Source organism: Pseudomonas sp. PGPPP4 (assembly GCF_002256045.1).
GTDB classification, from domain to species: domain Bacteria; phylum Pseudomonadota; class Gammaproteobacteria; order Pseudomonadales; family Pseudomonadaceae; genus Chryseomonas; species Chryseomonas oryzihabitans.
In genome coordinates, this window is record NZ_NKID01000003.1 from 1 (window position 1) to 23,477 (window position 23,477).

The following is a 23,477-nucleotide window of genomic DNA, read 5'->3' on the forward strand; positions in this document are numbered from 1 at the left end:
GGCTCGACCTCGAGGGGTAAGACGGGCATGTTTATGCAGGTTCATCCGGGGCTCCTGGAAGGCTGTGTTGGTCGCGCTTCCAGAATTCCGGGAATGCCCCGGATGAACAACCTACTGAGAGATCACACCTAGGCCTTGCCGACAGCCGCCCCATCCCGCCACTCCACCACCAGATCCGCCCGCGCCCGGTCGCCGTCGATCAGGCGTGCATTGGGCTCGTCGGTGCTCGCCACCCAGGCCTCCGCGTCCGCGCGGCTGCGGCCGAAGTGCATGTGCCGGGCGACCAGCCGCTCGCGACGCTCCGCGGGATCGACGCGCACATACCAGCACTCGTCGAACACCTCGGCCACATCGCTCCAGGGCGCCTGGGTCAAGAGCAGGTAGTTGCCCTCGCTGATCACCAGTTGGGTCTCGGCGTGGACCGGGATGGCATTGGCGATGGGTTCTTCGATCTCGCGATTGAACAGCGGCGCATAGACGGTCTCGCCGGCCACCGGCGTCTTCAGCCGCTGCAGCAGGGCGCGATAGCCGCGGGCGTCGAAGGTGTCCGGCGCGCCCTTGCGCTGGGCGCGGCCCAGACGCGCCAGCTCGCGATTGGCCAGGTGATAGCCGTCCATGGGCACCACCACGGCGCGCTCGCCGAGCGCCGCCGCCAGGAGCTCGGCTACCGTCGACTTGCCCGCGCCCGGCGTACCGGCGATGCCCAGCAGGCGGCGTCCCCCCTGGGCCAGCAGCGCCTCGGCGCGGGCGAGGAGTTCGGCGGGGAGTTGCAGGCCATCGACCGGACGCTGGCTGCTCATGCCGGCACCCCCGGTAGCGCAAGGATGGAAACGGCAGACAGGCACGGGAGAGCGGTCATGGCGGAGGTTCCGGCAGTGGGGATCGCGGCACGCTAGCACCCCGCGGAGCGGGTCGTCGACTCGGCGCCGACACCGCCGGAAAGCCATCACAGTCTGTGGCCCGGCGAGGCGATCCCGGCCGCTCCCCCTCGGCATCCACCCGGCGCTCTCGTACACTCCGCTTCCTATCGGCCGTGCGCCGCCGTGAGCCTCATGCAAAGGGATTTGGTCACCATGAAGAAACCGCTACTTACCACCCTCGCCGGTGTGGCCCTGGTCACCGTCGGCACCGCCGTGGGCGGCGCCTGGTACACCGGCACCCGGCTGGAAGGCGAATTGCGCCAGGCGGCCAGCCAGGCCCAGCTGGCCCTGCAGGCGCAACTGCCCGAGTACCCCTTGCAACTGCAGCTGGTCGAGTTGCAGCGCGGTGTCTTCAGCAGCACCGCCACCTTCAGCCTGAGCGTACAGGCCGAGGATCGACCGCCGGTGGAGGTGCTGCGGGTGCTCGACGACATCCAGCACGGCCCCTTCCCCCTGACCCGCCTCAAATCCCTGCAGCTGGCGCCGGTCATGGCGGTCAACCGCGTCACCCTGGCGCGCACGCCGATCACCGCCGATCTCTTCACCCTGGCCAAGGGCGCCGAGCCCGTACGGCTCGACGCCACCCTGGGCTACGACCGCACGGTGGACGGCGGTCTGACCCTGGCCGCCCTGCACCTGGACCAGCCCCAGGGCGCGGTGGCCTTCTCCGGCCTGACCGCCACCTTCGCTACCGACATGGAGGCCAGCCGGCTGCGCCTGGACAGCACGGTGGGCCAATTCAGCCTCAATGTGCGCACGCCGGATGGCTGGGCCAAGCTGGAGACCGAAGGCTTCGGCCTGACCGGCGACAACCGTCGCAATGCCGATGGCTTCTGGCTCGGCCCGGGGCAGTTGTGCCTCGGCCGCCTGCTGCTGGCCATGCCCGGCAAGCCCGCGGTCGAGTTGCGGAATCTGCAGCTCCAGGGCGACACCCAGCAACAGGGCCAGCAACTGGCGGGCACGCTCAACGCCAGCCTCGGCCAGCTCGACATCGCCGGCCAGACCCTGGGCAAGGCGACCCTGAAAAGCCACTACAGCCAGCTCGACAGCCCGGCCCTGGCCCAGCTCAATGCCCTGCTGCAGCACCTGCAGCTGGATACCGAGCAGGGTCTGGATCCCACCACCCAGGCGACCCTGCAGCAGCACCTCGGCGATGTGCTCGCCGCGCGTCCCCAGCTGGTGGTGGATGAGCTGCGCTTCGACACCCCTGGCGGCAGCAACCGCCTGCACCTGGACCTGACCCTGGCCAAGCCGGCGACCTACGATCTGCCGCCGGAGCAACTCGCGGCCCAGTTGCTGGCCGGTCTCGATGCCCGCCTGTCGGTGGCGCGGGGCAGCCTGGTGGATGGCGTGCTGTTCCAGGCGGGCGCCCAGCGCAGCCAGCCGGCCATGCAGCAACAGGCCCAGGCCACCGCCGAAGCCCTGGCGGGCATCGGCCTCAACAGCGGCCTGCTCAAGGCCGAAGGCGAGGATCTGGTGGCTACCTTGAATTACAGCGCCGGGCGGCTGCTGCTCAACGGCCAGGAGGTCCCGCCGGAACAGCTGCTGGCCCTGCTGGAACGCCCGCAACCCGCGGCACCCGCCAAACCCCAGGGCAAGGCGCCGAAGCGCTAGCGGATGCCGGGGCGGTTGGGCTTCGACGATGGCGCCGTCTCAACCCAACCTACACAGCTCCCGTAGGTTGGGTTGAGCGCAGCGAAGCCCAACAGCCTGGTAACGCTCCCCTCACCCCAGCCCTCTCCCCAGGGGAGAGGGGGCTATCCGGCCCCTGCTGTACCTTGCGCAGGCTGGGTTGAGCCCAGCGAAGCCCAACAACGCCCGGCCGCCCCAACCGCCCTACTTCAACTCCAGCCCGCCACTGGCCTTGTTCAGCTCGCGCAGGTGCTTGCCGAGCAGGTCCAGGTTGGCTTCGGTCAGGTCCAGGCCATCGCGGGCCTCCGGCGAGAGCAGCTGGCGAACCTCGTTGTTGAGGGTGTCCCGGAGGCTGCGCAGGTGCGCCTGGCGCTTCTGGCTCTCGGCGGTCAGCTGCTCCCACTCGCCCGGCTGCGGCAGGCCGTAGCCGTCGGTGCCGAGCAACTCGGCCGGACGACTCAGGTAGCCGCTGTCCTTGAGGATCTGTTCCAGGGCGCCACCGGCCTTGCCGAAGCGTGCCTTGTCCACCGCGTCCTGGCCCAGGTAACGATCCTTGAGCTCGGTCTGGGCCTGCAGCAGCGCCCGGCGATAGGCTGCCTGCTCCAGCAGCAGCAGGGCGGCGCTGGCGCGCAGGTCGGCACGCTGGAATTGCTCGCGACGCTGCTGCGGGGTCAGCGCCAGCCAGGCCTCGACATCCGCCTGGGGCAGCTGCAGGCGCTCCCGCGCCACCTTGAACATCGCCTGGAAACGCTCGCGGAAGCTGTCGAAGCGATAGCCCAGCCGCAAGGCCTCGCGCGGATCGTCGAGCACCGAGGTGTCCACCAGGTCCTTGAACCTCAGCGCATCCATCAGGCCCGTCGGGGTGATGACATCGAGCTGGGCATCGGCCAGGCGCGGCACCCCGTCGTGCAGCAGCTTGAAGGTCTCCACCGCGCAGTTGTTGGTCACGAAGTAGTACTGGCCGTCATAGCTCCAGTGCACCTGGGCGGTCCGCTCGAGGAAGTCGGCGATCTCCGGGCGGGTCAGCTTGAGCGGCACGGATTGCAGACCGCGCAACTCCACCTTGGTGTACTCATCCACCACCTGGGCCAGCGGCAGCACGAACAGCCGCGACGGATAGGAGCCGGTCAGGCCGCGCCAGCTGGAGAGCTGGACGTCATTGACGAAGGCGCGGAACGACAGCACCAGGTGGTATTGCAGATCCAGCCGGCAATCCGGGCCACGCGGCCGACCGGGGGCGCAGACCACCAGGCGCAGCATGCTGTGCCCCCAGCGGCTCATGACCTTCTCGTTGCCCTCGGCCAGCAGGTAGTCCACCGCATAGACCCGCTCCGGATCGAGCCAGCCCAGGGGCGCCTCGCCGAAGTCGTTGCCGGCGTTGAGATAGGGATAGCGCCCCGGACAGGCATCGTGCTTGGGCGACCAGCCGAAGTGCTCGGCGAAGTAGCGCTGCAGCGCCGGCCGCCGGCAGGCGTAGCTGGGGTCGAGCAGGAAGTACTCCATGTTCACCGCCACGAATTCCTTCGGGTTGGTGACTTCATAGAGATCGGGACTGCGGGCGATGAAGAGATTCTTGGACTCGCGATTGCCGTGCTTGCGGGTCTTCACCTGCCAGCCGGCCAGGTCCAGCAGCCGTGGATCGTCGGACAGGGTATAGCTGCGCCCGGCCTGGCCCTGGCATTTCACCGGCAGCTGGTCGGAGGTCAGCCCCAGGCCGCCGCAGGAGAGGATCAGCTGGCGCTGCGCGGGCGTCCAGACGCGCTCGCGGTCATAGAAGTGGGTCAGCTCGTGCAGCACCGTGGCCAGCAGCTCGCGGTGCTGGGTGCCATGGGGCCGGCCGGTCTGGATGCGGGTGTCGCTGCCGTCGACCAGGCTGGGCAGCAGGCGGCGATTGAGCAGCAGATTGCGCCGATCCGCTTCGCCATAGGCCTCTTCCAGCAGCTCGCTGCTCCAGCGCACCGGGATGCGCTCGTCCAGCGCCGCCTTGAATCTGGGTGGCAGCAGGGCCTGGGCTTCATCCAGCAGTTGCTGGGTCGCCTGGATCTGCGCGGGCGTCAGGCCCTGGATATCGAGTTCGAGGTGCAGGGCGGCCTGGGCCCCACCGAGGGCCAGGCCGGCCGCGAGGCCGGCCAGCCACTGCCGCAGCCGGCCGGCGCGGTTCTTCACAGTGCCAGGATGGCCTGGGCCAGCTGCAGGTCGTTGGCCTGGCGCGCGGCCGGGAACTGGTCGCGCAGGCTGCGGAAGGCTTCTTCCAGCTGGACGCCACGGATGTCGCCGTCGGTGGCGACAAAGCTGGCGGCATCGCCACGCGCGGCCTGGATCATCTTGGCGTCGCGGATGGAGGTGGTGGTATCGGAGGTGAAGTCGATGCTGCGCTGCAGCGCCCGCACCACGATGTTACTGGTGGCCACCAGGGTCTGGGCCTGAGCCAGGCTCGAAACGCCCAGGGTCAGGGCAGCGGCGATAAGCAGGGAACGGCGCATGGATACTCCAGGGATGTCACGGAATTGAAACGGACTACTGACTCAGAATCGCCTGGGCGAGTTCCCGGTCGGAGGCGTGCAGTGCGGGATCGGCTGCGCGCAGGGCGCGGAGGGTTTCCTCCAGCTGAGCACCGCGCAGGGCGCCGTCGGTGGCGACGAAGGCTGCGGCATCGTCACGCGCCGCCAGGACCAGCTTGTTCTGGAAGGGGCCGGTGGTGAGCTGGCTGGTGCCGTAGATGGTCTTCACCAGCCCCTCGGTGGTGGAGTCGAACGCCAGGACCGGCGTGGCGAGACAGAGGCCGAGCAACAGCGCGGCAGAACGACGGATATGCATGGATGACGACCCTCCGGTGGCAGATGGTCGCCAAGGCTAACGCAGCCCCCCGCTCCGGGCTAGCAGCCACGGGGTACGGGGGGTATCGCGGTGTTGCGCGTCAGATGGCGAGAATCGCCTGGGCCAGTTGGTCATCGCTGGCCTGCCGCAGTTCGGGCGCCTGGCTGCGCAGGTGGTCCAGCGCTGCTTCCAGGCGTACGCCGCGGATGTCGCCGGCGCTGCCGACGTAGGTGGCCGCATCGTCACGGGCTTCCTGGACCAGCTTGTCGTTCTTGAAGGAGCCGGTGATGGACGAGGTGGTGTCCGAGGTCGCATCGATGGCGTTGACGATGATGTCGGTGGTGACATAGAAGCTCGACGCCGAGGCGGCGGTGGACAGGCAGAACAGCGCCGCGGCGGCGCCCAGGTGCAGGGTTTTCATGGGGGACTCCCGTCTGGATAGGCCTGAGTGAGACTACCGTCAGCCCAAGGAAGTCGCATCCCGGCGCAGATTTTCACTCGCGCCAGAAGGGTTTGTCGCCTTCCCGCCGCTGATCCGCCAGATTCAGACCCAGATCGCCCAGCGCCCGGCCGTCCAGCTGCTGCAGTTGCCGCCGGCCCAGGGCACGCAGGCGCCAGCGGACGAGCAGCGCGAACAGGGCGCGGCATCCGCGCCGAGGGGAGATAGAGCGGGCAATGGCACTGTCGGGCAAAAGGCGGTCCATGGCGATATCCAGCGAAACGGCAGAGGAGACTCAGCTTCGCCGCTGGCGCGGAACCAGACCACTTACAGCTGCAAAGCACTGTATCCGTACAAAACTCCCAATTTCGGATCTGTACCTGTCGCTCCTGTCCAAATCGCTCTGGCACGGCTCACTGCGCTGGTCGGACGGGATACGGCTGTATCGCCTGCCTGCGGCGTATGCCTGATCTGTCCGAGTCGCTACAATCGAGGCTTTCAGCGCCCATCCGCGAGAGGCACCGCCATGAGCTTCAAAGTTTTCGTCGACGGCCAGGAAGGCACCACCGGCCTGCGTCTGCTGGATTACCTGACCGGCCGTTCGGACATCGAACTGCTGCGCATCGACGAGAGCAAGCGCAAGGATCCGGCCGAACGCGCGCGCTTCCTCAATGCCGCCGACGTGGCCTTCCTCTGCCTGCCCGATGCCGCCTCCCGCGAAGCGGTCAGCCTGGTGACCAATCCCAACACCTGCATCATCGACGCCAGCACCGCCTTCCGCACCGACAGCAGCTGGACCTACGGCCTGCCGGAGCTGGCGCCCGGTCAGCGCGAAGCGCTGCGCGCCAGCAAGCGCATCGCCAACCCTGGTTGCCACGCCACCGCCTTCATCCTGCTGGCCCGGCCGCTGGTGGATGCCGGTCTGCTGGCCGCGGACACCCCGCTGTCGGCCTTTTCCCTGACCGGCTACAGCGGTGGCGGCAAGCAGATGATCGCCGCCTACGAAGCCGGCGGCGATGCGCGCCTGCTGAGTCCGCGCCCCTATGCCATGGGCCAGGGCCACAAGCACCTGCCGGAAATGCGCGTGCAGAGCGGTCTGACCGCAGCGCCGGTGTTCAGCCCCATCGTCGGCCCCTTCCTCAAGGGCCTGGCGGTGACCATTCCGCTGCATGCCAGCCAGCTGCGCCCGGGCACCACCGCTGCCGACCTGCAGGCGGCGCTGGCCCGTCACTATGACGGCGAAGCCTTCATTCGGGTGGCCCCGGTGGCCGCCGAGGAGGAGCTGGACAATGGCTTCTTCGACGTCCAGGCCAGCAACGACACCAACCGCGCCGATCTCTTCGTCTATGGCAATGCCGAGCGGATGACGCTGGTGGCGCGCCTGGACAACCTGGGCAAGGGCGCGGCGGGTGCTGCGGTCCAGTGCATGAACGTGCACCTGGGCGCCGACGAGGGTCTGGGGCTCGCCAGCGGCCGCTAGTCAGGGCACCGGCTTTCTGCTCGGACGGGGCGAACCTTTTTCCTGGCGCCCCGTCTGAACTGCTGAACGGTTTGGATAGCCGTTCTGCTCCTTTGCTGTTTAGTGTTGGCAGATGCTGGACCCCTGCTTGGCGGTCCAGTCTTGAACTCCGGACTTCTCCCCTCCCCCGATGGAAGTCCGGAGTTTTTTTATGCCTCGGCGACGGGCTCGTCGAGGCCCAGCCAGCGGGCCAGCACACGCTGCGCGTCTTCCACGCCCTGACGCTTGGGCGCCGAGAACAGCTGGATGCTGGCGGTATCGCCCCAGCCCTGGCGTACGTCGCGCTGCACCTTGAGCAGGGCATTCTTCTGGGCGCCGAAGGCCAGCTTGTCGGCCTTGGTCAGCAGGATGTGCAGCGGCATGGAGCTGGCCTGGGCCCAGTCCAGCATCAGGCGGTCGAATTCGGTCAGCGGATGGCGGATGTCCATCATCAGCACCACGCCGCTGAGCGAATTGCGGCTGCTCAGATAGGCCTCCAGGTGCTCCTGCCAGTGCTGCTTGAGCGGAATCGGCACCTTGGCGTAGCCATAGCCGGGCAGGTCCACGAGGCGCCGCTCGTCGTCGAGGCTGAAGAAGTTGAGCAGCTGGGTCCGCCCCGGCGTCTTGGAGGTACGCGCCAGATTGGCGTGGGTCAGGGTGTTGAGCGCACTGGACTTGCCGGCGTTGGAGCGACCGGCGAAGGCCACTTCCAGGCCGCTGTCGAGCGGGCACTGATCGACCTTGGCGGCGCTGATGAGAAAGGACGCCTGCTGGCACAGACCGACGATGGGATTCTTGAAGCTGGACATGGGGGTACTCGCGAGCGCGCGGCAAAGCCAGCAGTATATCGGATGCGTCGGGCGAGAGCCGTGCCCCCGGCAACCTGAACGAAGCCTGAACATGGCCGGCCTCGGGCACACCGGCGACTAGGCGCGGCGATGCACCCGGCTACAATGCCCGCAATCCGTCATGCCCGGTTGGTGGGCGTGCCTTCTTCCAGGAGTAGTCCCATGCGCAACCTGCTTTTCTCCGCCGTGTTCGCCGCCGCCAGTCTGTTCGGCGCGGCCGCCCATGCCGACGACATCCAGGCCGGCAAGCAGTACACCGAACTGAGCAGTCCGGTTCCGGTGTCCGAACCCGGCAAGATCGAAGTGGTTGAGCTGTTCTGGTACGGCTGCCCGCACTGCTATGCCTTCGAGCCCACCCTCAACGCCTGGTCCAAGAAGCTGCCCGACGACGTCGCCTTCAAGCGCGTGCCGGCCATGTTCGGCGGCATCTGGAACGTCCACGGTCAGCTGTTCGTGACCCTGGAAGCCATGGGCGTGGAAGCCAAGGTGCATGACGCCGTCTTCGCCGCCATCCACAAGGAGCACAAGAAGCTGGCCACTCCCGAAGAGATGGCCGACTTCCTCGCCACCCAGGGCGTGGATCGCGACAAGTTCCTCAGCACCTACAACTCCTTCGCCGTGAAGGGTCAGGTGGAAAAGGACAAGAAACTGGCCATGGCCTACCAGATTACCGGCGTACCGACCATGGTGGTCAACGGCAAGTACCGCTTCGACCTGGGCTCCTCGGGTGGTCCGGACGAGACCCTGAAGGTCGCCGACTTCCTGATCCAGAAAGAACGCGCCGCCAAGTAAGCGTTACCCGCCGCCGCGTCCCGCGGCGGCGGCTCCTCAGCTCGTCCCTCTCAAGCGGCCTCCGGTCGTCCTGCTCAAACTTTCCCCGAAACCGCCGATACCCTAGCCACTATCAAGTCGGCTGGCCGCCCCGTCGTGCCTGCCTGCTGGCCACCCTCAAGCCTTTGGAGCGGGCGGATGGAGCGCGCGGACGTCGAACGCTGGAAAAGCAAATACCTGGAGAGCCTCGAGAATCTCGAACGCCTGGAAAGCCGGTGGGAAAACCGCCTGGACCTGGTGCGTCGTGGCCTCGTGCGCAGCAGCCTGGCCGCCGAAGGCAACGACGCGGCGGTGGACGCCTGCCTGGTCGAATTGCGCGACATCCTCCGCCGTGACGACAGCGACGCCGACCTCGCCAAGCTGATTCCGCGCCTGGAGCGCACCGTGCTCGACTCCGAGCAGCGCCGGGAATTGCGTGCGCGCCAGGTGGCCGAGGCCTTTGCCGAACTGTGCCGGCTCTTGCAGACCCTGGAGTTGCCGCGCGACCAGCGCAAGGCGCTCAAGGGTTTCGCCAAGCGCGCCCAGGCCGCGGCCGACCAACCGGGTGAATTGCCCGCGCTGCTCGGTGAATTCAGCCGTCTGCAGCAACAGGCGCTGAGTCAGCTGCACCCCGAACAGCCCGCCCGCGCCGGTTTCCTGCAGCGCCTGCTGGGCGGTCGGGGCGAGGCGGCGGAAGAGGCGCCGGCGACCGCGTCGAGTCCGCTAGCTGCAGACGCCTCGCCGGCGCCAGTAGCCTCGCCAGCGACGGAAGCGCTGGCAACGCCCGAACCGCCGCCGCTGCCGGTCGAAGGTATAGCCGCTGCGCCATCTGAAGCCCCTGTAGAGCCCCTGGCAGTCCAGGCCGATCCGGCCTATGCCCTGCCCCCGGTGCCCGAACCCGGCTACAGCGCCATTGCCCCGCACCTGGAAGCCACCCTGCTGCGGCTGCTCGACGACCTGGCGCTGCCGGACAGCCACAAGCCCCAGGCCGAGCACCTGCGCCAGCGCATCCAGGGCAGTCTGAACTGGTACGAACTGGTGCCGGTGCTCGACGATCTGTCGGTGCTGGTGCTGGCGCTCAACCATTCCGGGCAGAGCGAATTCCAGCTCTACCTGCGCCGCCTCAACGAGCGCCTCGCCGCCTTCCAGACCGGTCTGCAGGACGTCCACGTCGGGCGCCAGGACGGCCAGACCCAGGAGCGCGCCTTTGGCGACGCCCTGCGTGGCCAGGTCAATGAATTGCAGACCGAGGTGCAGGAGGCGACCGACCTGGACAGCCTCAAGCTGTCGCTCGACAGCCGCCTGGAAGGCCTGCTGACCAGCCTGGCCGACCAGCAGAGCCAGCGCGAGACCCGCGAGCAGGAAGCCAGCGAAAGACTCAGCGCCCTCACCGAGCGCGTCGCCGGCATGGAGCGCGAGGCCCAGCAGTATCGCGGCCACCTGGAAGAGCAGCGGCAGAAGGCCCTCTGCGACCCCCTCACCGGGCTGCCCAATCGCGCCGCCTGGAGCGAGCGCCTGGAGCTGGAGGTGGCCCGCTGGCAGCGCCACGGCGGCGACCTGCTGCTGGCGGTGCTCGACGTCGATCTGTTCAAGCGCATCAACGATGGCTACGGCCACCTGGCCGGTGACAAGGTGCTCAAGATCATCGCCAGCGAACTGCAGCGCCGCCTGCGCAAGACCGACTTCATCGCCCGCTTCGGCGGCGAGGAATTCGTCATGCTGCTGGGCGCCACACCGCTCGCCGGCGGGGTCACCCTGATCGAGCAGCTACGCGCCGCGGTCGCCGCCTGCCCCTTCCATTTCAAGGGCGAACGGGTGGTGATCACCCTGTCCGCTGGTCTCGCGGCCTTTGCGCCGGGCGAGGATGCCGATACCGTATTCGAGCGTGCCGACCAGGCGCTCTACCGCGCCAAGCGCGCCGGACGCGATCGCCTGGACGTGGCCTGACCCCTTCCACGTTCGCGAGGTAATCGTGCAAAAGCCCTTCAAGCTTCTCCCCTGGCTGCTCTGCGGCCTGCTCCTGGCCGGCTGCTCCAGCGGCCCCCGCATCAATGACGACTACACCGCCCGCGATCAGGACAGCCGGGTGCAATACATTGTGCTGCACTACACCGTGGCCGATTCCAAGCAGTCGCTCAAGTTGCTGACCCAGGCCGGCGTCAGCGCCCACTACCTGATCGATACCGACGGCACCATCTATCGCCTGGTGGACGAAAATCGCCGCGCCTGGCATGCCGGCGTAAGCGAATGGGAAGGCCGCACCTGGCTCAATTCCACCTCCATCGGCATTGAGATGGTCAACCTGGGCTTTCGCGACACCCCGGCCGGACGCCAGTGGTATCCCTTCAGCGAAGCCCAGATCAAGGCGCTGATTCCGCTGCTCAAGGACATCGAGCAACGCCACGGCCTGGATCGCCGCGCCATCATCGGGCACAGCGACATCGCTCCGGGGCGCAAGCAGGATCCGGGTCCGCTGTTTCCCTGGGCGCGCCTGGCCGCAGCGGGCCTGATCAACTGGCCGGATCCGGCGGTGGTCGCCCAGCGCCAAGCCAGCCTGGGCGGCGTGCTGCCACCGCCGGCCTGGTTCCAGGATCAGCTGGCACGGATCGGTTATGCGGTGCCCCGCACCGGTGTCCTCGATGCGGCCACGCGTGACGTCATCGGCGCCTTCCAGATGAAGTACCGGCCGGGCCGTTTCGACGGCCAGCCGGATCTGCAGACGGCGGCGCTGCTGCTCAGCCTGCCCAGCGGTCGCTAGGTCGACCTACAACCGCACGCTGGCAAAGGTAGATTCGCCCTGGGCCTGGCTCAGGGCCGCCAGCGCGGACGAGGCCGGCATCAGCGACAGTTCCTGGGACAGCGGCATCAGCGCGATGGGCTGCTGGATGGTCGGGCCCTGGCGCTCGTCACGCGGCGGGATGCCGAAGTATTCGCGGTAGCACTTGGAAAAGTGCGGGGTGGAGACGAAGCCACACACCGAGGCCACCTCGATGATCGACAGGGTAGTCTGCTTGAGCAGCTGCCGGGCGCGGATCAGCCGCAGCTTGAGGTAGTAGCGCGACGGCGAGCAGTGCAGGTACTTCTGGAACAGGCGCTCCAGCTGGCGCCGGGATACGTCCACATAGACCGCCAGTTCGTCGAGGTCGATGGGCTCTTCGAGGTTGGCTTCCATCAGCGCCACGATCTCCTGCAGCTTGGGCTGGTTGGTGCCCAGCATGTGCTTGAGGGGGACGCGCTGGTGATCCTGCTCGTTGCGGATGCGCTCGTAGATGAACATTTCCGAGATCGCCGCCGACAGCTCGCGGCCATGCTCGCGACCGATCAGGTGCAGCATCATGTCCATCGGCGCGGTGCCGCCCGAGGCGGTGCAGCGATTACGGTCGATAGTGAACAGCCGGGTGCTGAGCACCACGCGCGGATAGGCTTCCTGCAGGGCCGCCAGGGTTTCCCAGTGCACGCTGCAGTCGTAGCCGTCGAGCAGGCCGGCCCGGGCCAGGGCCCAGCTGCCGGTACAGACCGCGCCCAGCTTGCGGCCCTGGCGCGCCTGGCTCTGCAGCCAGGTGCAATGTTCGCGCGACACGCTGCGCTGGATGCCCACGCCGCCGCAGACGATCACCATGTCCATCACCGGGGCGGCGCTCACGGCGCTGTCCGGGGTGATCTGCAGGCCATCGCTCGCCCGCACCGGTCGGCCGTCCAGGCTCAGGGTGCACCAGCGATAGAGTTCCCGTCCCGACAGCTGGTTGGCCATGCGCAGCGGCTCCACCACCGACGCCAGGGAGATGAGTGTGAAGTTGTCCAGCAGCAGAAAGCCGATGGACTGGATCGCACGGGCCTGTGACGAGGTGGGAATGGGCGACATGGTTTGAATCTCCTTCACGCAGGCTGGGGCCCTTGGCTGGGCTCTAATGAGGTGCGACGGACAACGTTGGGTGAAAGATGTGTCGCGGACGCATAAGTCATGTCGCAATTCCCATGCCGAAACTGGGTGAACCCCTGCCCAGGCAAGCTGTCTGGCACGAACAACCCATTCAGCAGCGCTCAATGACGTTGATTAGCTAGGGTTTTTATTTGCGACCTTTCTGATCCGAGACCGACCCTTTGCCGATGGCACTTCGCCAGGTGGACGCCATCGGTAACACCGAGACGTAACCGACGCGCGCCAAAATGTGGCATGGCGACTCAACGGGCACGGTTGTAGGTCAGGCCCGGCGACCGTCCGTCGCCCTTCTGGCCACTTATGGCGAAAAGCCACCAGCCCCCGGGCCAGACGGACCGGTACGTGCAGCGGCCAGCGGCCCTTCCCCTCGCGACCCCTGGAGTTCAGGATGAAAATCTACCCAGCGCTGTGGTTGTCCGGTCTGTTGCTGAGCGCTGCCGTACAGGCAGGCGAAGCCGAGAATTGTCAGCAGGTACGCCTGGCCGATGTCGGCTGGTCGGATCTCAATATCACCAACGCCACGGCCCGCTATCTGCTCAGCGCCCTCGGCTACGAGACCGAGGTGCTGCGCCTGTCCCTGCCGCAGACCTACGACGCCCTGGCCGCGGGCGAGGCCGATGTCTTTCTCGGCAACTGGATGCCGGCGCAGGCCAAGCTCAGTCAGCCGCGGGTCGATGCGGGTGCGGTCGAACGCCTGCACGCCAACCTGGAAGGGGCCCGCTACACCCTGGCGGTCCCCCAGTACGTCTATGACGCCGGGGTGAAGAACTTCGCCGATATCGCCCGCTTCGCCGAGCGCTTCGATCACACCCTCTACGGCATCGAGCCCGGCAACGATGGCAACGCGCTGGTGAAGAAGATGATCGCCAGCAATGCCTTCGGCCTGGGCGACTTCAAGCTCGATGAATCCAGCGAGCAGGGCATGCTCACCCAGGTGCGGATGAAGGAACTGCTGGACCACCAGTGGATCGTCTTTCTCGGCTGGGAACCCCATCCGATGAACGTCCGACACAAGCTGACCTACCTCGACGGTGGCGACGAGTATTTCGGCCCGAACCAGGGCGGGGCGACGGTCTACACGGTGGTGCGCAAGGGCTATGCCCAGCAGTGCCCCAACGCGGCCCGGCTGCTGGGCAACCTGGTGTTTTCCCTGGACATGGAAAACCAGCTGATGGATCGGGTGCTCAACGAAAAGGACAATCCGCGCCGCGCCGTGCGCAACTGGCTCAAGCGCAATCCCGAACGCCTCGACGCCTGGCTCAAGGGCGTCGCCACCCGCAGCGGCGCGCCGGGCAGCGCCGCGGTGAAGGCCAGTCTGGCCGACTGATCCAGGGCCGCTCCGGCCGACGCCAGCGCCTCTGGCCAGCGTTCCGCCACGGCGAGGGACGCTGCTGCCCGCCTCTCTGGCTCTGCCGCAACGCTCCGGGCGCGGACGTGCCCTGGGGCTCACGCTGGATACGACATCTCCGCTTCTGGTTACGACGCCGCGTACACTGGTAGCGACGCAGGCGGTAGGCGAGCCTGGGGGGATGGGTTACAGATAAATACACGTGGGGCGCACCGAAAGGTACCCCGCCAAACGCAAGGAGATGTGTCCATGAAAGGTTGTTCCCGTTGGCTCTTGAGTGCCGCCCTGCTGGCGCCACTCGCTGTTCAGGCGGCTGAACCGGCTTCCTGTGCCAAGGTGCGCTTTGCCGATGTCGGCTGGACCGACATCACCGTGACCACGGCCGTGACCAGCGAGGTGCTGCACGCCCTCGGCTACCAGACCACGACCAACATGATCTCCGTACCGGTCACCTACAAGTCCTTGCAGAACAAGGACATCGACGTCTTCCTCGGCAACTGGATGCCGAGCATGGCGGCGGACATCAAGCCCTATGCCGACAACGGCAGCGTCGAGACCGTGCGCGCCAACCTGGAGGGCGCCAAGTACACCCTGGCCGTGCCCCAGTACGTCTACGACGCCGGGGTGAAGAGTTTCGCCGACATCGCCAAGAACGCCGACAAGTTCGACGGCAAGATCTACGGCATTGAGCCGGGCAACGACGGCAATCGCCTGATCCAGGGCATGATCGACAAGAACACCTTCGACCTGGGCAAGTTCAAGCTGGTGGAATCCAGCGAGGCGGGGATGCTGTCGCAGATCCAGCGCGCCGAGCGCCGCCAGCAGTGGGTGGTCTTCCTCGGCTGGGAACCCCATCCGATGAACACCCGCTTCAAGATGGCCTATCTCGAAGGCGGCGACGACGTCTTCGGTCCCAACTTCGGCGGCGCCACCATCTACACCAACGTCCGCAAGGGCTACGTCCAGGAGTGCCCCAACGTGGGCAAGCTGCTGACCAACCTGTCCTTCACCCTGGACATGGAAAACCAGCTGATGGACAAGGTTCTCAACGAAAAACAAGCCGCGAGCGCCGCCGCCAAGGCCTGGCTCAAGGCCCATCCGCAGGTGCTCGACCAATGGCTGGCCGGCGTGACCACCCGCGATGGCAAGCCTGCGCTGGAAGCGGCCAAGGCCACCCTGGCCCCCTGACAGAACAATAACATTCGACTGTCCCGCGCCAGTTCGGGCGGGTACTGCCACAGCCGAAGCACGAATCCGCGTTTCTCGTGCTTCGACCTGTCCACTCCTACCTGACGGGCACCGTTATGTTACTTACCGACCACAAGCTCCCTCTCGGTCAGCAGATCGCCGACTTCATCGACTGGCTGACGCTGCATGGCGCCAGCGTCTTCGACAAGATCTCCGATGTGCTGTCCGGCCTCATCCACGGCCTCACCGCCGGCCTGATGTGGTTCAACCCGCTGGCCTTCATTGCCCTGGTCGCGGTAGGGGTCTATCTGTTGCAACGCAGCATCGGCCTGGTGATCTTCGCCCTCGTCTCCCTGCTCCTGATCCTCAACCTGGGGTACTGGCAGGAAACCATGGAAACCCTGGCCCAGGTGGTCTTCGCCACCCTGGTGTGCATCGCCGTCGGCGTACCGCTGGGCATCGTCGCCGCGCACAAGCCCTGGTTCTACACCGGCCTGCGCCCGGTCCTGGACCTGATGCAGACGGTCCCCACCTTCGTCTATCTGATTCCGACCCTGACCCTGTTCGGCCTGGGCGTGGTGCCCGGGCTGATTTCCACGGTGGTATTCGCCGTGGCCGCGCCGATCCGCCTGACCTGCCTGGGCATCCAGGACGTTCCCGCCGAGCTGATGGACGCCGGCAAGGCCTTCGGCTGCTCGCGCTGGCAGCTGCTGACCCGCATCGAGTTGCCCCACGCCATGCCCAGCATCGGCGCCGGCATCACCCAGTGCATCATGCTGTCGCTGTCCATGGTGGTGATCGCCGCCCTGGTGGGTGCCGATGGCCTCGGCAAGCCGGTGGTGAACGCCCTCAACACCGCGGACATCGCCCTGGGCTTCGAAGCCGGCCTGTCCATCGTCCTGATCGCCATCCTGCTCGACCGGGTGTGCAAGCAACCCGCCCCTCGCGAGGTTAAGTAAATCATGACCGCCATACGTTTCGAACACGTCGACGTCATCTTCGGCAAGCAGAACAAGCGCGCCCTGGAGCTGCTCGACCAGGGCAAGGGTCGCAGCGAAATCCTCCAGGAGACCGGCCAGGTGCTGGGTGTCGAAGACGCCTGCCTGGAGGTGCAGAAGGGTGAGATCTGCGTGCTGATGGGCCTCTCCGGCTCGGGCAAGTCCAGCCTGCTGCGCTGCATCAACGGCCTCAACACCGTGAGTCGCGGCAAACTGCTGATCGAGCACAAGGGCAGCGAGGTGGACATCGCCAACTGCTCCCCCGCGGTGCTCAAGGACATGCGCACCACGCGCATCGCCATGGTGTTCCAGAAGTTCGCCCTGATGCCCTGGCTGACCGTGGCCGAGAATGTCGGCTTCGGTCTGGAGATGCAGGGCCGCTCGGCCGCCGAGCGCAAGAAGCTGGTCGAGGAGAAGCTGGAACTGGTCGGCCTGACCCAGTGGCGCAACAAGAAGCCGGACTCCCTGTCCGGCGGCATGCAGCAGCGCGTCGGCCTGGCCCGCGCCCTGGCCATGGACGCCGACATCCTGCTGATGGACGAGCCCTTCTCCGCCCTCGATCCGCTGATCCGCCAGCAGCTGCAGGACGAATTGCTGCAGCTGCAGGCCAAGGTCAACAAGACCATCGTCTTCGTCAGCCACGACCTCGACGAAGCCCTCAAGATCGGCACCAACATCGCCATCATGAAGGACGGTCGCATCATCCAGCACGGCCGTCCCGAGGACATCGTGCTCAATCCGGCGGACGAATACGTGCGCACCTTCGTCGCCCACACCAATCCGCTCAACGTGCTCAGCGGCTACAGCCTGATGCGCGGCCTGGACAAGTGCGGCCGCGAGGGCAACGAGATCTGCCTGGAGCGCAGCCACGACATCTGGCTGGCCCTGGACAACCAGACGGTCAAGGCGCTGCGCCGCGGTGGCGAGAGCCTGGCCCTGCAACGCTGGACCCCGGGCATGCCGATCAACAGCCTGCAGCGCCAGCCGACCCTGGCGCCGGCCGACATCCGCATGCGCGACGCCCTGGAGATCCGCTACCACACCGGGCACAAGCTGGTGCTGGAGACCGATGGCCGCGCCGTGGGCATCCTCGGCGACAAGGAGCTCTACCACGCCCTGCTGGGCAAGAATCTGGAAAAGGCCGGCGAAGACGTCGCCCCGCCCGCGGTCCGCTCCACCCTGTCCCAGGCGGGTTGATACCAGGCCCCGGCACCCCGTCTACTGGACAGGTGCGGGTGCCGGGCCCTCTCTCCTGCTGGCCACAACAGCGACCCCGCTCTCGCGCCCACTGCCACGCCCCCCTGGCGCTTGCCACATGATCTACCCGTAGGAGCGGCCCATGGCCGCGATACGCGATTGAGACAGTTGCTCCTACAGGCGAGTCTCGAGCCCGTAGGAGCGGCTACCGCAACGGACCGCCATGACCGAGCCGGGGCGGTTGCTCCCAAAGTGGCGGCACGATGATCGAGCATGATCTTGCCGGTGCTGCTGGAGATGAATGCCTGCTCGGCTAGCCCCTTCTCCCTTTGGGAGAGGGTTGGGGTGAGGGCGTGCCGCAGGGCACCAGTGGAAAAGGCTGCGCCGTTTTCCACGCTACGGTTATGGCGACACCTATCGAGTGGAGGACCGCCATGGCCGAGCCGGGGCGGTTGCTCCCAAGGTGGCGGCACGATGATCGAGCATGATCTTGCCGGTGCTACTGGAGATGAATGCCTGCTCGGCTAGCCCCCTCTCCCTTTGGGAGAGGGTTGGGGTGAGGGCGTGCCGCAGGGCACCAGTGGAAAAGGCTGCGCCGTTTTCCACGCTACGGTTACGGCGACACCTATCGAGTGGGGGCCGCCACGGTCGCTGAGAGCCTGTTCCCGATCTTACGAGCGAGAGCCAAACGAGGCGCAACGACCAACGGGAGTAACAGCCAACGGCTGGCCCCTGGGGTTAACGCTAGCGAATCAAATGCCTGAATAAGCGGACCGGAATCGCGTTCGACCGGGCTCGCGCGCAAGTTCACGAGGGGTAAATGAGCATTCCGACCGGGCCGCACAGACCAGGCTGGCGATCCAGGGCACGTTCAATGCCGTTTGGCCGACGCCCAGCCGATCGTGAACAGTTTCCTAAAGCACCACCGTCCGCCCGGCGTTGAGGAAGACGCGACGCTCCAGGTGATAGCCCACCGCGCGGGCCAGAGTCAGGCACTCGATGTCACGGCCGCGGGCCACCAGATCCTCGGCGTAGTGGGCATGGTCCACCGACTCGACGCCCTGGGCGATGATGGGGCCCTCGTCCAGGTCGTTGTTGATGTAGTGCGCGGTGGCGCCCACCAGCTTGACGCCCTTGGCATAGGCTTGGTGATAGGGCCGCGCACCCTTGAAGCCGGGCAGCAGCGAATGGTGGATGTTGATCGCCCAGCCATCGAGGCGGCGGCACAGCTCGGGCGACAGCACCTGCATGTAGCGCGCGAGGATTACCAGCTCGGCACCGGTCTCCTGCAGCACCTGCCAGACCCTGGCCTCCTGGGCCGGCTTGTCCTGGGGATCCAGGGCAAAATGGTGATAGGGAATGCCGTGCCAGGCCGCCAGGGGCTCCAGATCCGGGTGGTTGGAGATCACCGCCACCACGTCCATGGGCAACTGGCCGATGCGCTGGCGATAGAGCAGGTCATTGAGGCAGTGGTCGGCCTTGGAGACCATGATGGCGACCTTGGCGCGATAGCCGGGCGGGGTCAGCTCGAAGGTCATGTCGAAGGGCGTGAAGCGCAGGTCCAGACCGACGCGGAACAGGCCTTCGTTGAAATCGCTGGGTACCTGGAATTCCACCCGGATGAAGAAGCGCTGGGCTTCGCGATCGTCGAAGCTGTGATGCTGGGTGACATAGCAGCCCTGCTCGAACAGATAGCGCGTGACCACGTCCACGGTGCCGAGGCGACTCGGGCTCTGGGCGGTGAGAATCAAGGTATCGGGCGTGCGGCTCATGATGAATTCCTTTGCATGGAGATGAAGCCAGAATCACAAAACCCGACCTGCGCCTCACGCAGGTCGGGTTCGAGAGAACGACTGGACGCAGCGACCGATCAGGCCTCGATGCGCAGTCCGTACTCGGCGCTCGCGTCCTGCAGCCACAGCCAGACGTAGTCGGCGAAGCTGCGCCGCACCACCAGCTCCCAGGTGTCTTCCGCGGTATGGCGGATCATCAGCTGGGACTTGGCGAACACCGTCCCCACCGCCTTGCCCACCGGGAAGTTGCTCGGATGGACGTCGTAGGAGGTGGACTTCATCAGCACTTCACGCACCTTGGGGCCCTTGAGCTCGACCAGGGTCTGGCCACCGCCGACGTTGACGATGGCGACATGGCGCTCGCCCAGGGCCTGGCGCAGGGCCTGCTCGGTGGCGAACTCGCTGCCACCGGGCACCACCAGCAGCCACTCGTCCGGGCCGAGCCACTGCAGCGAGCTCTCGCCCTTCTGGGTGATTGCCAGGGGACCGGGCACTTCCAGGCCGACCACGCTCTGCACCGCGCCGGTGAAGCCTTCGTCATGGGCGTCGCCACGGATGACCAGATGCCCAAGCAGGGCCCGCTCGCGCAGGGTCACCCCGGCGGTGGCCGGGCCGCGGCCGGCGAGCTTGTTCAACTCGGCGTGGAACAGCGGGGATTCGGCGCGCGCCGTGGCGGAGTATTGGTCGTAGACATTGATGTTGTTCATGGGGCGCTATCCTCGTTAGGCGACGTTCTGCCGCTCACCCTTGGGGTCGTAGAACACCGGCGAGACGATCTCGGCAGCGATGTAGCGGCCATCGGCCAGCGGGGCGTAGACGGTCTGGCCCATGCGGCCCAGGCCACCCTTGACCATGGCCATGGCGAAGCCGTAGCCCAGGGTCGCGCTGTGGTAGCTGGAGGTCACGTGACCGACCATGTCCATGGGGATCGGCTGGTTGCGCTCGAACACCAGTTGCGCGCCTTCCGGCAGGACATCGCGGGCATCAAGGGGCTTGAGGCCGACCAGCTGCTTGCGATTCTCACGGACGCAATCCTGGCGATGCATGCCGCGCTTGCCGATGAAGGAGAAGCTCTTGTTCAGGCTCACCGCCCAGCCCATGCCCAGGTCCTGGGGCGTGACCGAACCATCGGTGTCCTGCCCGATGATGATGAAGCCCTTCTCCGCCCGCAGCACGTGCATGGTCTCGGTGCCATAGGGGGTGAGGTCGAATTCCTTGCCCGCAGCGACCACCTGCTCCAGCACGCCCATGGCGTAGTTGGCCGGTACGTTGATCTCGTAGGAGAGTTCGCCGGTGAAGGAGATGCGGAACACCCGCGCCGGTACCCCGCCCACCTGGCCTTCCTTCCAGGCCATGAAGGGGAAGGCGGCGTTGTCCAGATCGATGTCGGTCAGCTTGGCCAGCAGCTTGCGGCTGTTGGGACCGGACAGGGTCAGGGTCGCCCAGTGGTCGGTGACCGAAGTGAAGTACACCTCCAGCTCCGGCCATTCGGTCTGGTGGTACAGCTCCAGCCATTCGAAGACGCGCGCGGCGCCGCCGGTGGTGGTGGTCATCAGGAAGTGGTTGTCGGCGAGACAGGCGGTGACGCCGTCGTCGAAGACCATGCCGTCTTCCTTGCACATCAGGCCGTAGCGGGCCTTGCCGATGTCCAGCTTGGTCCAGGCGTTGGTGTAGACGCGGTTGAGGAATTCCCGCGCGTCCTTGCCCTGGATGTCGATCTTGCCCAGGGTGGAGGCGTCGAGCAGACCGACGCTGCGGCGTACGGCCAGGCACTCGCGGTTGACCGCGGCGTGCAGGTCCTCGCCCGCCTTGGGGAAGTACCAGGGGCGCTTCCACTGGCCGACGTCCTCGAACAGGGCGCCCTGCTTGAGGTGCCAGGCATGCAGCGCGGTGTAGCGCTTGGGCTCGAACAGGTGGCCGCAATGCCGTCCAGCGATGGCGCCGAAGGTGATGGGCGTGTAGTTCGGGCGGAACATGGTGGTGCCGACTTCCGGGATGGCCTTGCTCTGCACCCGGGCGGCGATGGCCAGGCCGTTGATGTTGCCCAGCTTGCCTTGGTCGGTGCCGAAGCCCATGGCGGTGTAGCGCTTGACGTGCTCGATGGACTCGAAGCCCTCGCGGCAGGCCAGCTCGATGCCGGCGGCGGTCACGTCGTTCTGCAGGTCGACGAATTGCTTGGGGGCCCGCGACGACGGCTTGTCGTGGGGCACCTGGAACAGCGCCAGACTCGGCTCTTCCTGGCGGAATTCGGCCTGGGGCAGCTCGCCGCTGACCACCTTGGCACCGGCTTCGGCCGCGGCGGTGGCGCCGGCCTCGAAACCGTCGGCCAGGACATCGCCCAGGGCGAAGACGCCATTCACGCCACCGGCGCAGAGGCGCTTCTGCGGCGCCGGACCGGGCACGAAGGCCTGGATGTCATCGCGCCACAGCGGACGACCGCCCAGGTGCGAGGCCAGGTGGACCACCGGGCTGTAGCCGCCGGAGGTGGCGATGAGGTCGCAATCGAGCCACTCGCCGCCACCCAGGGTACGGAAGGCGGTCAGGTCGATGGTGGCGATCTTGGCGCCGGTCACGCGGGTATTGCCGCGGGCTTCGCTGACGGCGGTACCGCCCATGACGCGCACGCCACGCTTGCGTACTTCCTCGACCCAGGCGCCGCGCGGATTGGGGCGCGCATCGGCGACTGCCACCACCTGGCGACCGGCTTCGAGCCAGTCCAGGGCCACGCGGTAGGCGTAATCGTTGTTGGTGGACAGCACCAGGCGCTGACCCGGGGCCACCGCATAGCGGCGGATGTAGGTGGACACGGCGCCGGCCACCATGTTGCCCGGCAGGTCGTTGTTGGCGTACACCAGCGGCCGCTCGTGGGCGCCGGTGGCCAGCACCACGCGGGTGGCGCGGACACGGTGCAGGCGCTGACGCACCTGGCCATGGGGCGCGCGATCGCCGAGGTGATCGGTGAGTCGCTCGTGGATGGTGAGGAAGTTGTGGTCGTGGTAGCCGTTGACCGTGGCACGCGGCAGCAGCACCACGTTGTCCAGGCCCTGCAGCTCGGCCACGGCCTTGGCGGCCCAGTCGGCGGCCGGGGCGCCGTCGAGACGCTCGCGGCTGTCCAGCAGGCTGCCACCGAATTCTTCCTGTTCGTCGGCCAGGATCACCCGGGCGCCGCTGCGACCGGCGGCCAGGGCGGCGGCCAGACCGGCGGCGCCACCACCCACCACCAGCACGTCGCAGTGCTGGTTGAAGTTGTCGTAGGTATCCGGATCGACCTGGGTCGGCGCCCGGCCGAGGCCGGCGGCCTTGCGGATGTACTTCTCGTAGGTCATCCACAGGTTCTGCGGATACATGAAGGTCTTGTAGTAGAACCCGGGCGGCATCATCTTGCCGCCGACCTTGCCGAGGATGCCCATGAGGTCGTTGTTGACGCTCGGCCAGCCGTTGGTGCTGGCGGAGACCAGGCCCTGGTACAGCGCCTGCTGGGTAGCCCGCACGTTGGGCACCTGGGTGGCCTCGGTGGCGCCGATCTGCATGATGGCGTTGGGCTCTTCGGCACCGGCGGCGACGATGCCGCGCGGCCGGGAGTACTTGAAGCTGCGGCCGATCACGTCGACGCCGTTGGCCAGCAGGGCCGAGGCCAGGGTGTCACCCTTGAAGCCCTGGTAGGTCTGACCGTTGAAGGTGAAGGTGATGGCCTGGCTGCGGTCCAGGCGACCGCCCTGGGTGAGTCGATGGACCTGGCTCATGTGCGCTCTCCTCGCTCGGCGGTGAAGCGGGGTTTCTCGCCGATCGGATAGGTTTCGAGAATTTCGTAGGTCTCGGTGTTACGGGTCGCGTTGAAGTACTGGCGGCAGCCCGAAGCGTGGACCCACAGCTCGTGACGCAGGCCGCGCGGGTTGTCGCGGAAGAACATGTAATCGCCCCATTCCGCGTCGCTGCAGGCCTCGGGATCCAGCGGACGCGGGATGTGCGCCTCGCCGGCGGCGTGGAATTCTTCTTCGGAGCGCAGTTCCCCGCAGTGGGGACAATGGATGTACAACATGCTCGGGCTC

General features: G+C 66.9%; 21 protein-coding genes. 9 read left to right on the forward strand and 12 right to left on the reverse strand.

The genetic code is table 11. From position 1 onward, the window contains the following. Positions 1-128: 128 nt before the first annotated feature. Positions 129-800, reverse strand: a complete 672-nt coding sequence (locus CFE50_RS05705) for a nucleoside/nucleotide kinase family protein (protein ID WP_074583437.1) — start codon at positions 798-800, stop codon at positions 129-131. 273 nt (positions 801-1,073) lie between these two features. On the opposite strand from CFE50_RS05705, the gene CFE50_RS05710 reads away from it, so the two are divergent. Next, positions 1,074-2,534, forward strand: coding sequence for a YdgA family protein (locus CFE50_RS05710; RefSeq protein WP_286731975.1), 1,461 nt, complete (start codon positions 1,074-1,076; stop codon positions 2,532-2,534). A 222-nt stretch (positions 2,535-2,756) separates the two neighbouring features. Here the strand turns inward: CFE50_RS05710 and CFE50_RS05715 are convergent, their stop codons facing one another. The 5 genes from CFE50_RS05715 to CFE50_RS05735 all read right to left on the reverse strand — a co-directional run bounded on the left by CFE50_RS05715 (position 2,757) and on the right by CFE50_RS05735 (position 6,073). Next, positions 2,757-4,718, reverse strand: a complete 1,962-nt coding sequence (locus CFE50_RS05715; RefSeq protein ID WP_502694682.1) for a DUF7844 domain-containing protein — start codon at positions 4,716-4,718, stop codon at positions 2,757-2,759. Next, positions 4,715-5,035, reverse strand: a complete 321-nt coding sequence (locus CFE50_RS05720; protein ID WP_007160025.1) for a DUF2388 domain-containing protein — start codon at positions 5,033-5,035, stop codon at positions 4,715-4,717. Before CFE50_RS05720 ends, CFE50_RS05715 begins: the two co-directional genes overlap by 4 nt. A 34-nt stretch (positions 5,036-5,069) precedes the next feature. After that, positions 5,070-5,369, reverse strand: a complete 300-nt coding sequence (locus CFE50_RS05725; protein WP_037006567.1) for a DUF2388 domain-containing protein — start codon at positions 5,367-5,369, stop codon at positions 5,070-5,072. 100 nt (positions 5,370-5,469) lie between these two features. Then, positions 5,470-5,790 (reverse strand): DUF2388 domain-containing protein, encoded by a 321-nt coding sequence (locus CFE50_RS05730; RefSeq protein WP_007160027.1) that lies wholly within the window; start codon positions 5,788-5,790, stop codon positions 5,470-5,472. Positions 5,791-5,863: 73 nt separating this feature from the next. Continuing rightward, a complete protein-coding gene (locus CFE50_RS05735) occupies positions 5,864-6,073 on the reverse strand; it encodes a DUF1127 domain-containing protein (protein ID WP_027600426.1) in 210 nt (69 codons plus the stop codon). A gap of 261 nt (positions 6,074-6,334) precedes the next feature. On the opposite strand from CFE50_RS05735, the gene argC reads away from it, so the two are divergent. Beyond that, positions 6,335-7,288: an N-acetyl-gamma-glutamyl-phosphate reductase gene (gene argC, locus CFE50_RS05740; protein WP_241807502.1), complete on the forward strand. Its 954-nt coding sequence runs from the start codon at positions 6,335-6,337 to the stop codon at positions 7,286-7,288. Positions 7,289-7,476: 188 nt separating this feature from the next. Here the strand turns inward: argC and yihA are convergent, their stop codons facing one another. After that, entirely contained in the window at positions 7,477-8,115 is a 639-nt protein-coding gene (gene yihA / locus CFE50_RS05745) for a ribosome biogenesis GTP-binding protein YihA/YsxC (protein ID WP_027598614.1), read from the reverse strand. A 201-nt stretch (positions 8,116-8,316) separates the two neighbouring features. Between yihA and CFE50_RS05750 the strand changes: the two genes are divergently transcribed. The 3 genes from CFE50_RS05750 to CFE50_RS05760 all read left to right on the forward strand — a co-directional run bounded on the left by CFE50_RS05750 (position 8,317) and on the right by CFE50_RS05760 (position 11,722). Then, the gene (locus CFE50_RS05750) at positions 8,317-8,946 is read left to right on the forward strand and encodes a thiol:disulfide interchange protein DsbA/DsbL (protein ID WP_027598615.1); all 630 of its coding nucleotides are present in this window, start codon (positions 8,317-8,319) and stop codon (positions 8,944-8,946) included. Between the two features lie 177 nt (positions 8,947-9,123). Beyond that, positions 9,124-10,911 (forward strand): diguanylate cyclase, encoded by a 1,788-nt coding sequence (locus CFE50_RS05755; RefSeq protein WP_144945655.1) that lies wholly within the window; start codon positions 9,124-9,126, stop codon positions 10,909-10,911. Between the two features lie 25 nt (positions 10,912-10,936). Beyond that, a complete protein-coding gene (locus tag CFE50_RS05760) occupies positions 10,937-11,722 on the forward strand; it encodes an N-acetylmuramoyl-L-alanine amidase (RefSeq protein ID WP_286731976.1) in 786 nt (261 codons plus the stop codon). Positions 11,723-11,728: 6 nt separating this feature from the next. On the opposite strand, the gene gbdR is transcribed toward CFE50_RS05760, so the two are convergent. After that, positions 11,729-12,826 (reverse strand): choline metabolism transcriptional regulator GbdR, encoded by a 1,098-nt coding sequence (gene gbdR, locus CFE50_RS05765; protein ID WP_037006569.1) that lies wholly within the window; start codon positions 12,824-12,826, stop codon positions 11,729-11,731. A 466-nt stretch (positions 12,827-13,292) separates the two neighbouring features. On the opposite strand from gbdR, the gene choX reads away from it, so the two are divergent. The 4 genes from choX to choV all read left to right on the forward strand — a co-directional run bounded on the left by choX (position 13,293) and on the right by choV (position 17,635). Further along, a complete protein-coding gene (gene choX / locus CFE50_RS05770) occupies positions 13,293-14,231 on the forward strand; it encodes a choline ABC transporter substrate-binding protein (RefSeq protein WP_286731977.1) in 939 nt (312 codons plus the stop codon). Positions 14,232-14,501: 270 nt separating this feature from the next. Then, on the forward strand, positions 14,502-15,440 hold the full coding sequence (locus tag CFE50_RS05775; protein WP_027598620.1) for a choline ABC transporter substrate-binding protein: 939 nt from the start codon (positions 14,502-14,504) through the stop codon (positions 15,438-15,440). A 116-nt stretch (positions 15,441-15,556) separates the two neighbouring features. Continuing rightward, positions 15,557-16,399, forward strand: coding sequence for a choline ABC transporter permease subunit (gene choW, locus CFE50_RS05780; protein WP_027598621.1), 843 nt, complete (start codon positions 15,557-15,559; stop codon positions 16,397-16,399). Positions 16,400-16,402: 3 nt separating this feature from the next. After that, positions 16,403-17,635 carry a choline ABC transporter ATP-binding protein gene (choV, locus tag CFE50_RS05785; protein ID WP_027598622.1) on the forward strand — a complete coding sequence of 411 codons (1,233 nt, stop codon included), beginning with the start codon at positions 16,403-16,405 and terminating at the stop codon, positions 17,633-17,635. 914 nt (positions 17,636-18,549) lie between these two features. Here the strand turns inward: choV and CFE50_RS05790 are convergent. The 4 genes from CFE50_RS05790 to CFE50_RS05805 all read right to left on the reverse strand — a co-directional run bounded on the left by CFE50_RS05790 (position 18,550) and on the right by CFE50_RS05805 (position 23,467). Next, positions 18,550-19,407 carry a formyltetrahydrofolate deformylase gene (locus CFE50_RS05790; protein ID WP_286731978.1) on the reverse strand — a complete coding sequence of 286 codons (858 nt, stop codon included), beginning with the start codon at positions 19,405-19,407 and terminating at the stop codon, positions 18,550-18,552. 98 nt (positions 19,408-19,505) lie between these two features. After that, on the reverse strand, positions 19,506-20,135 hold the full coding sequence (locus CFE50_RS05795) for a sarcosine oxidase subunit gamma (protein ID WP_007160039.1): 630 nt from the start codon (positions 20,133-20,135) through the stop codon (positions 19,506-19,508). 15 nt (positions 20,136-20,150) lie between these two features. Further along, positions 20,151-23,171 carry a sarcosine oxidase subunit alpha gene (locus CFE50_RS05800; RefSeq protein WP_144954859.1) on the reverse strand — a complete coding sequence of 1,007 codons (3,021 nt, stop codon included), beginning with the start codon at positions 23,169-23,171 and terminating at the stop codon, positions 20,151-20,153. Next, positions 23,168-23,467 (reverse strand): sarcosine oxidase subunit delta, encoded by a 300-nt coding sequence (locus CFE50_RS05805; RefSeq protein ID WP_074583432.1) that lies wholly within the window; start codon positions 23,465-23,467, stop codon positions 23,168-23,170. The genes CFE50_RS05800 and CFE50_RS05805 overlap by 4 nt, the downstream gene beginning before the upstream one ends. Between the last annotated feature and the right edge of the window lie 10 nt (positions 23,468-23,477).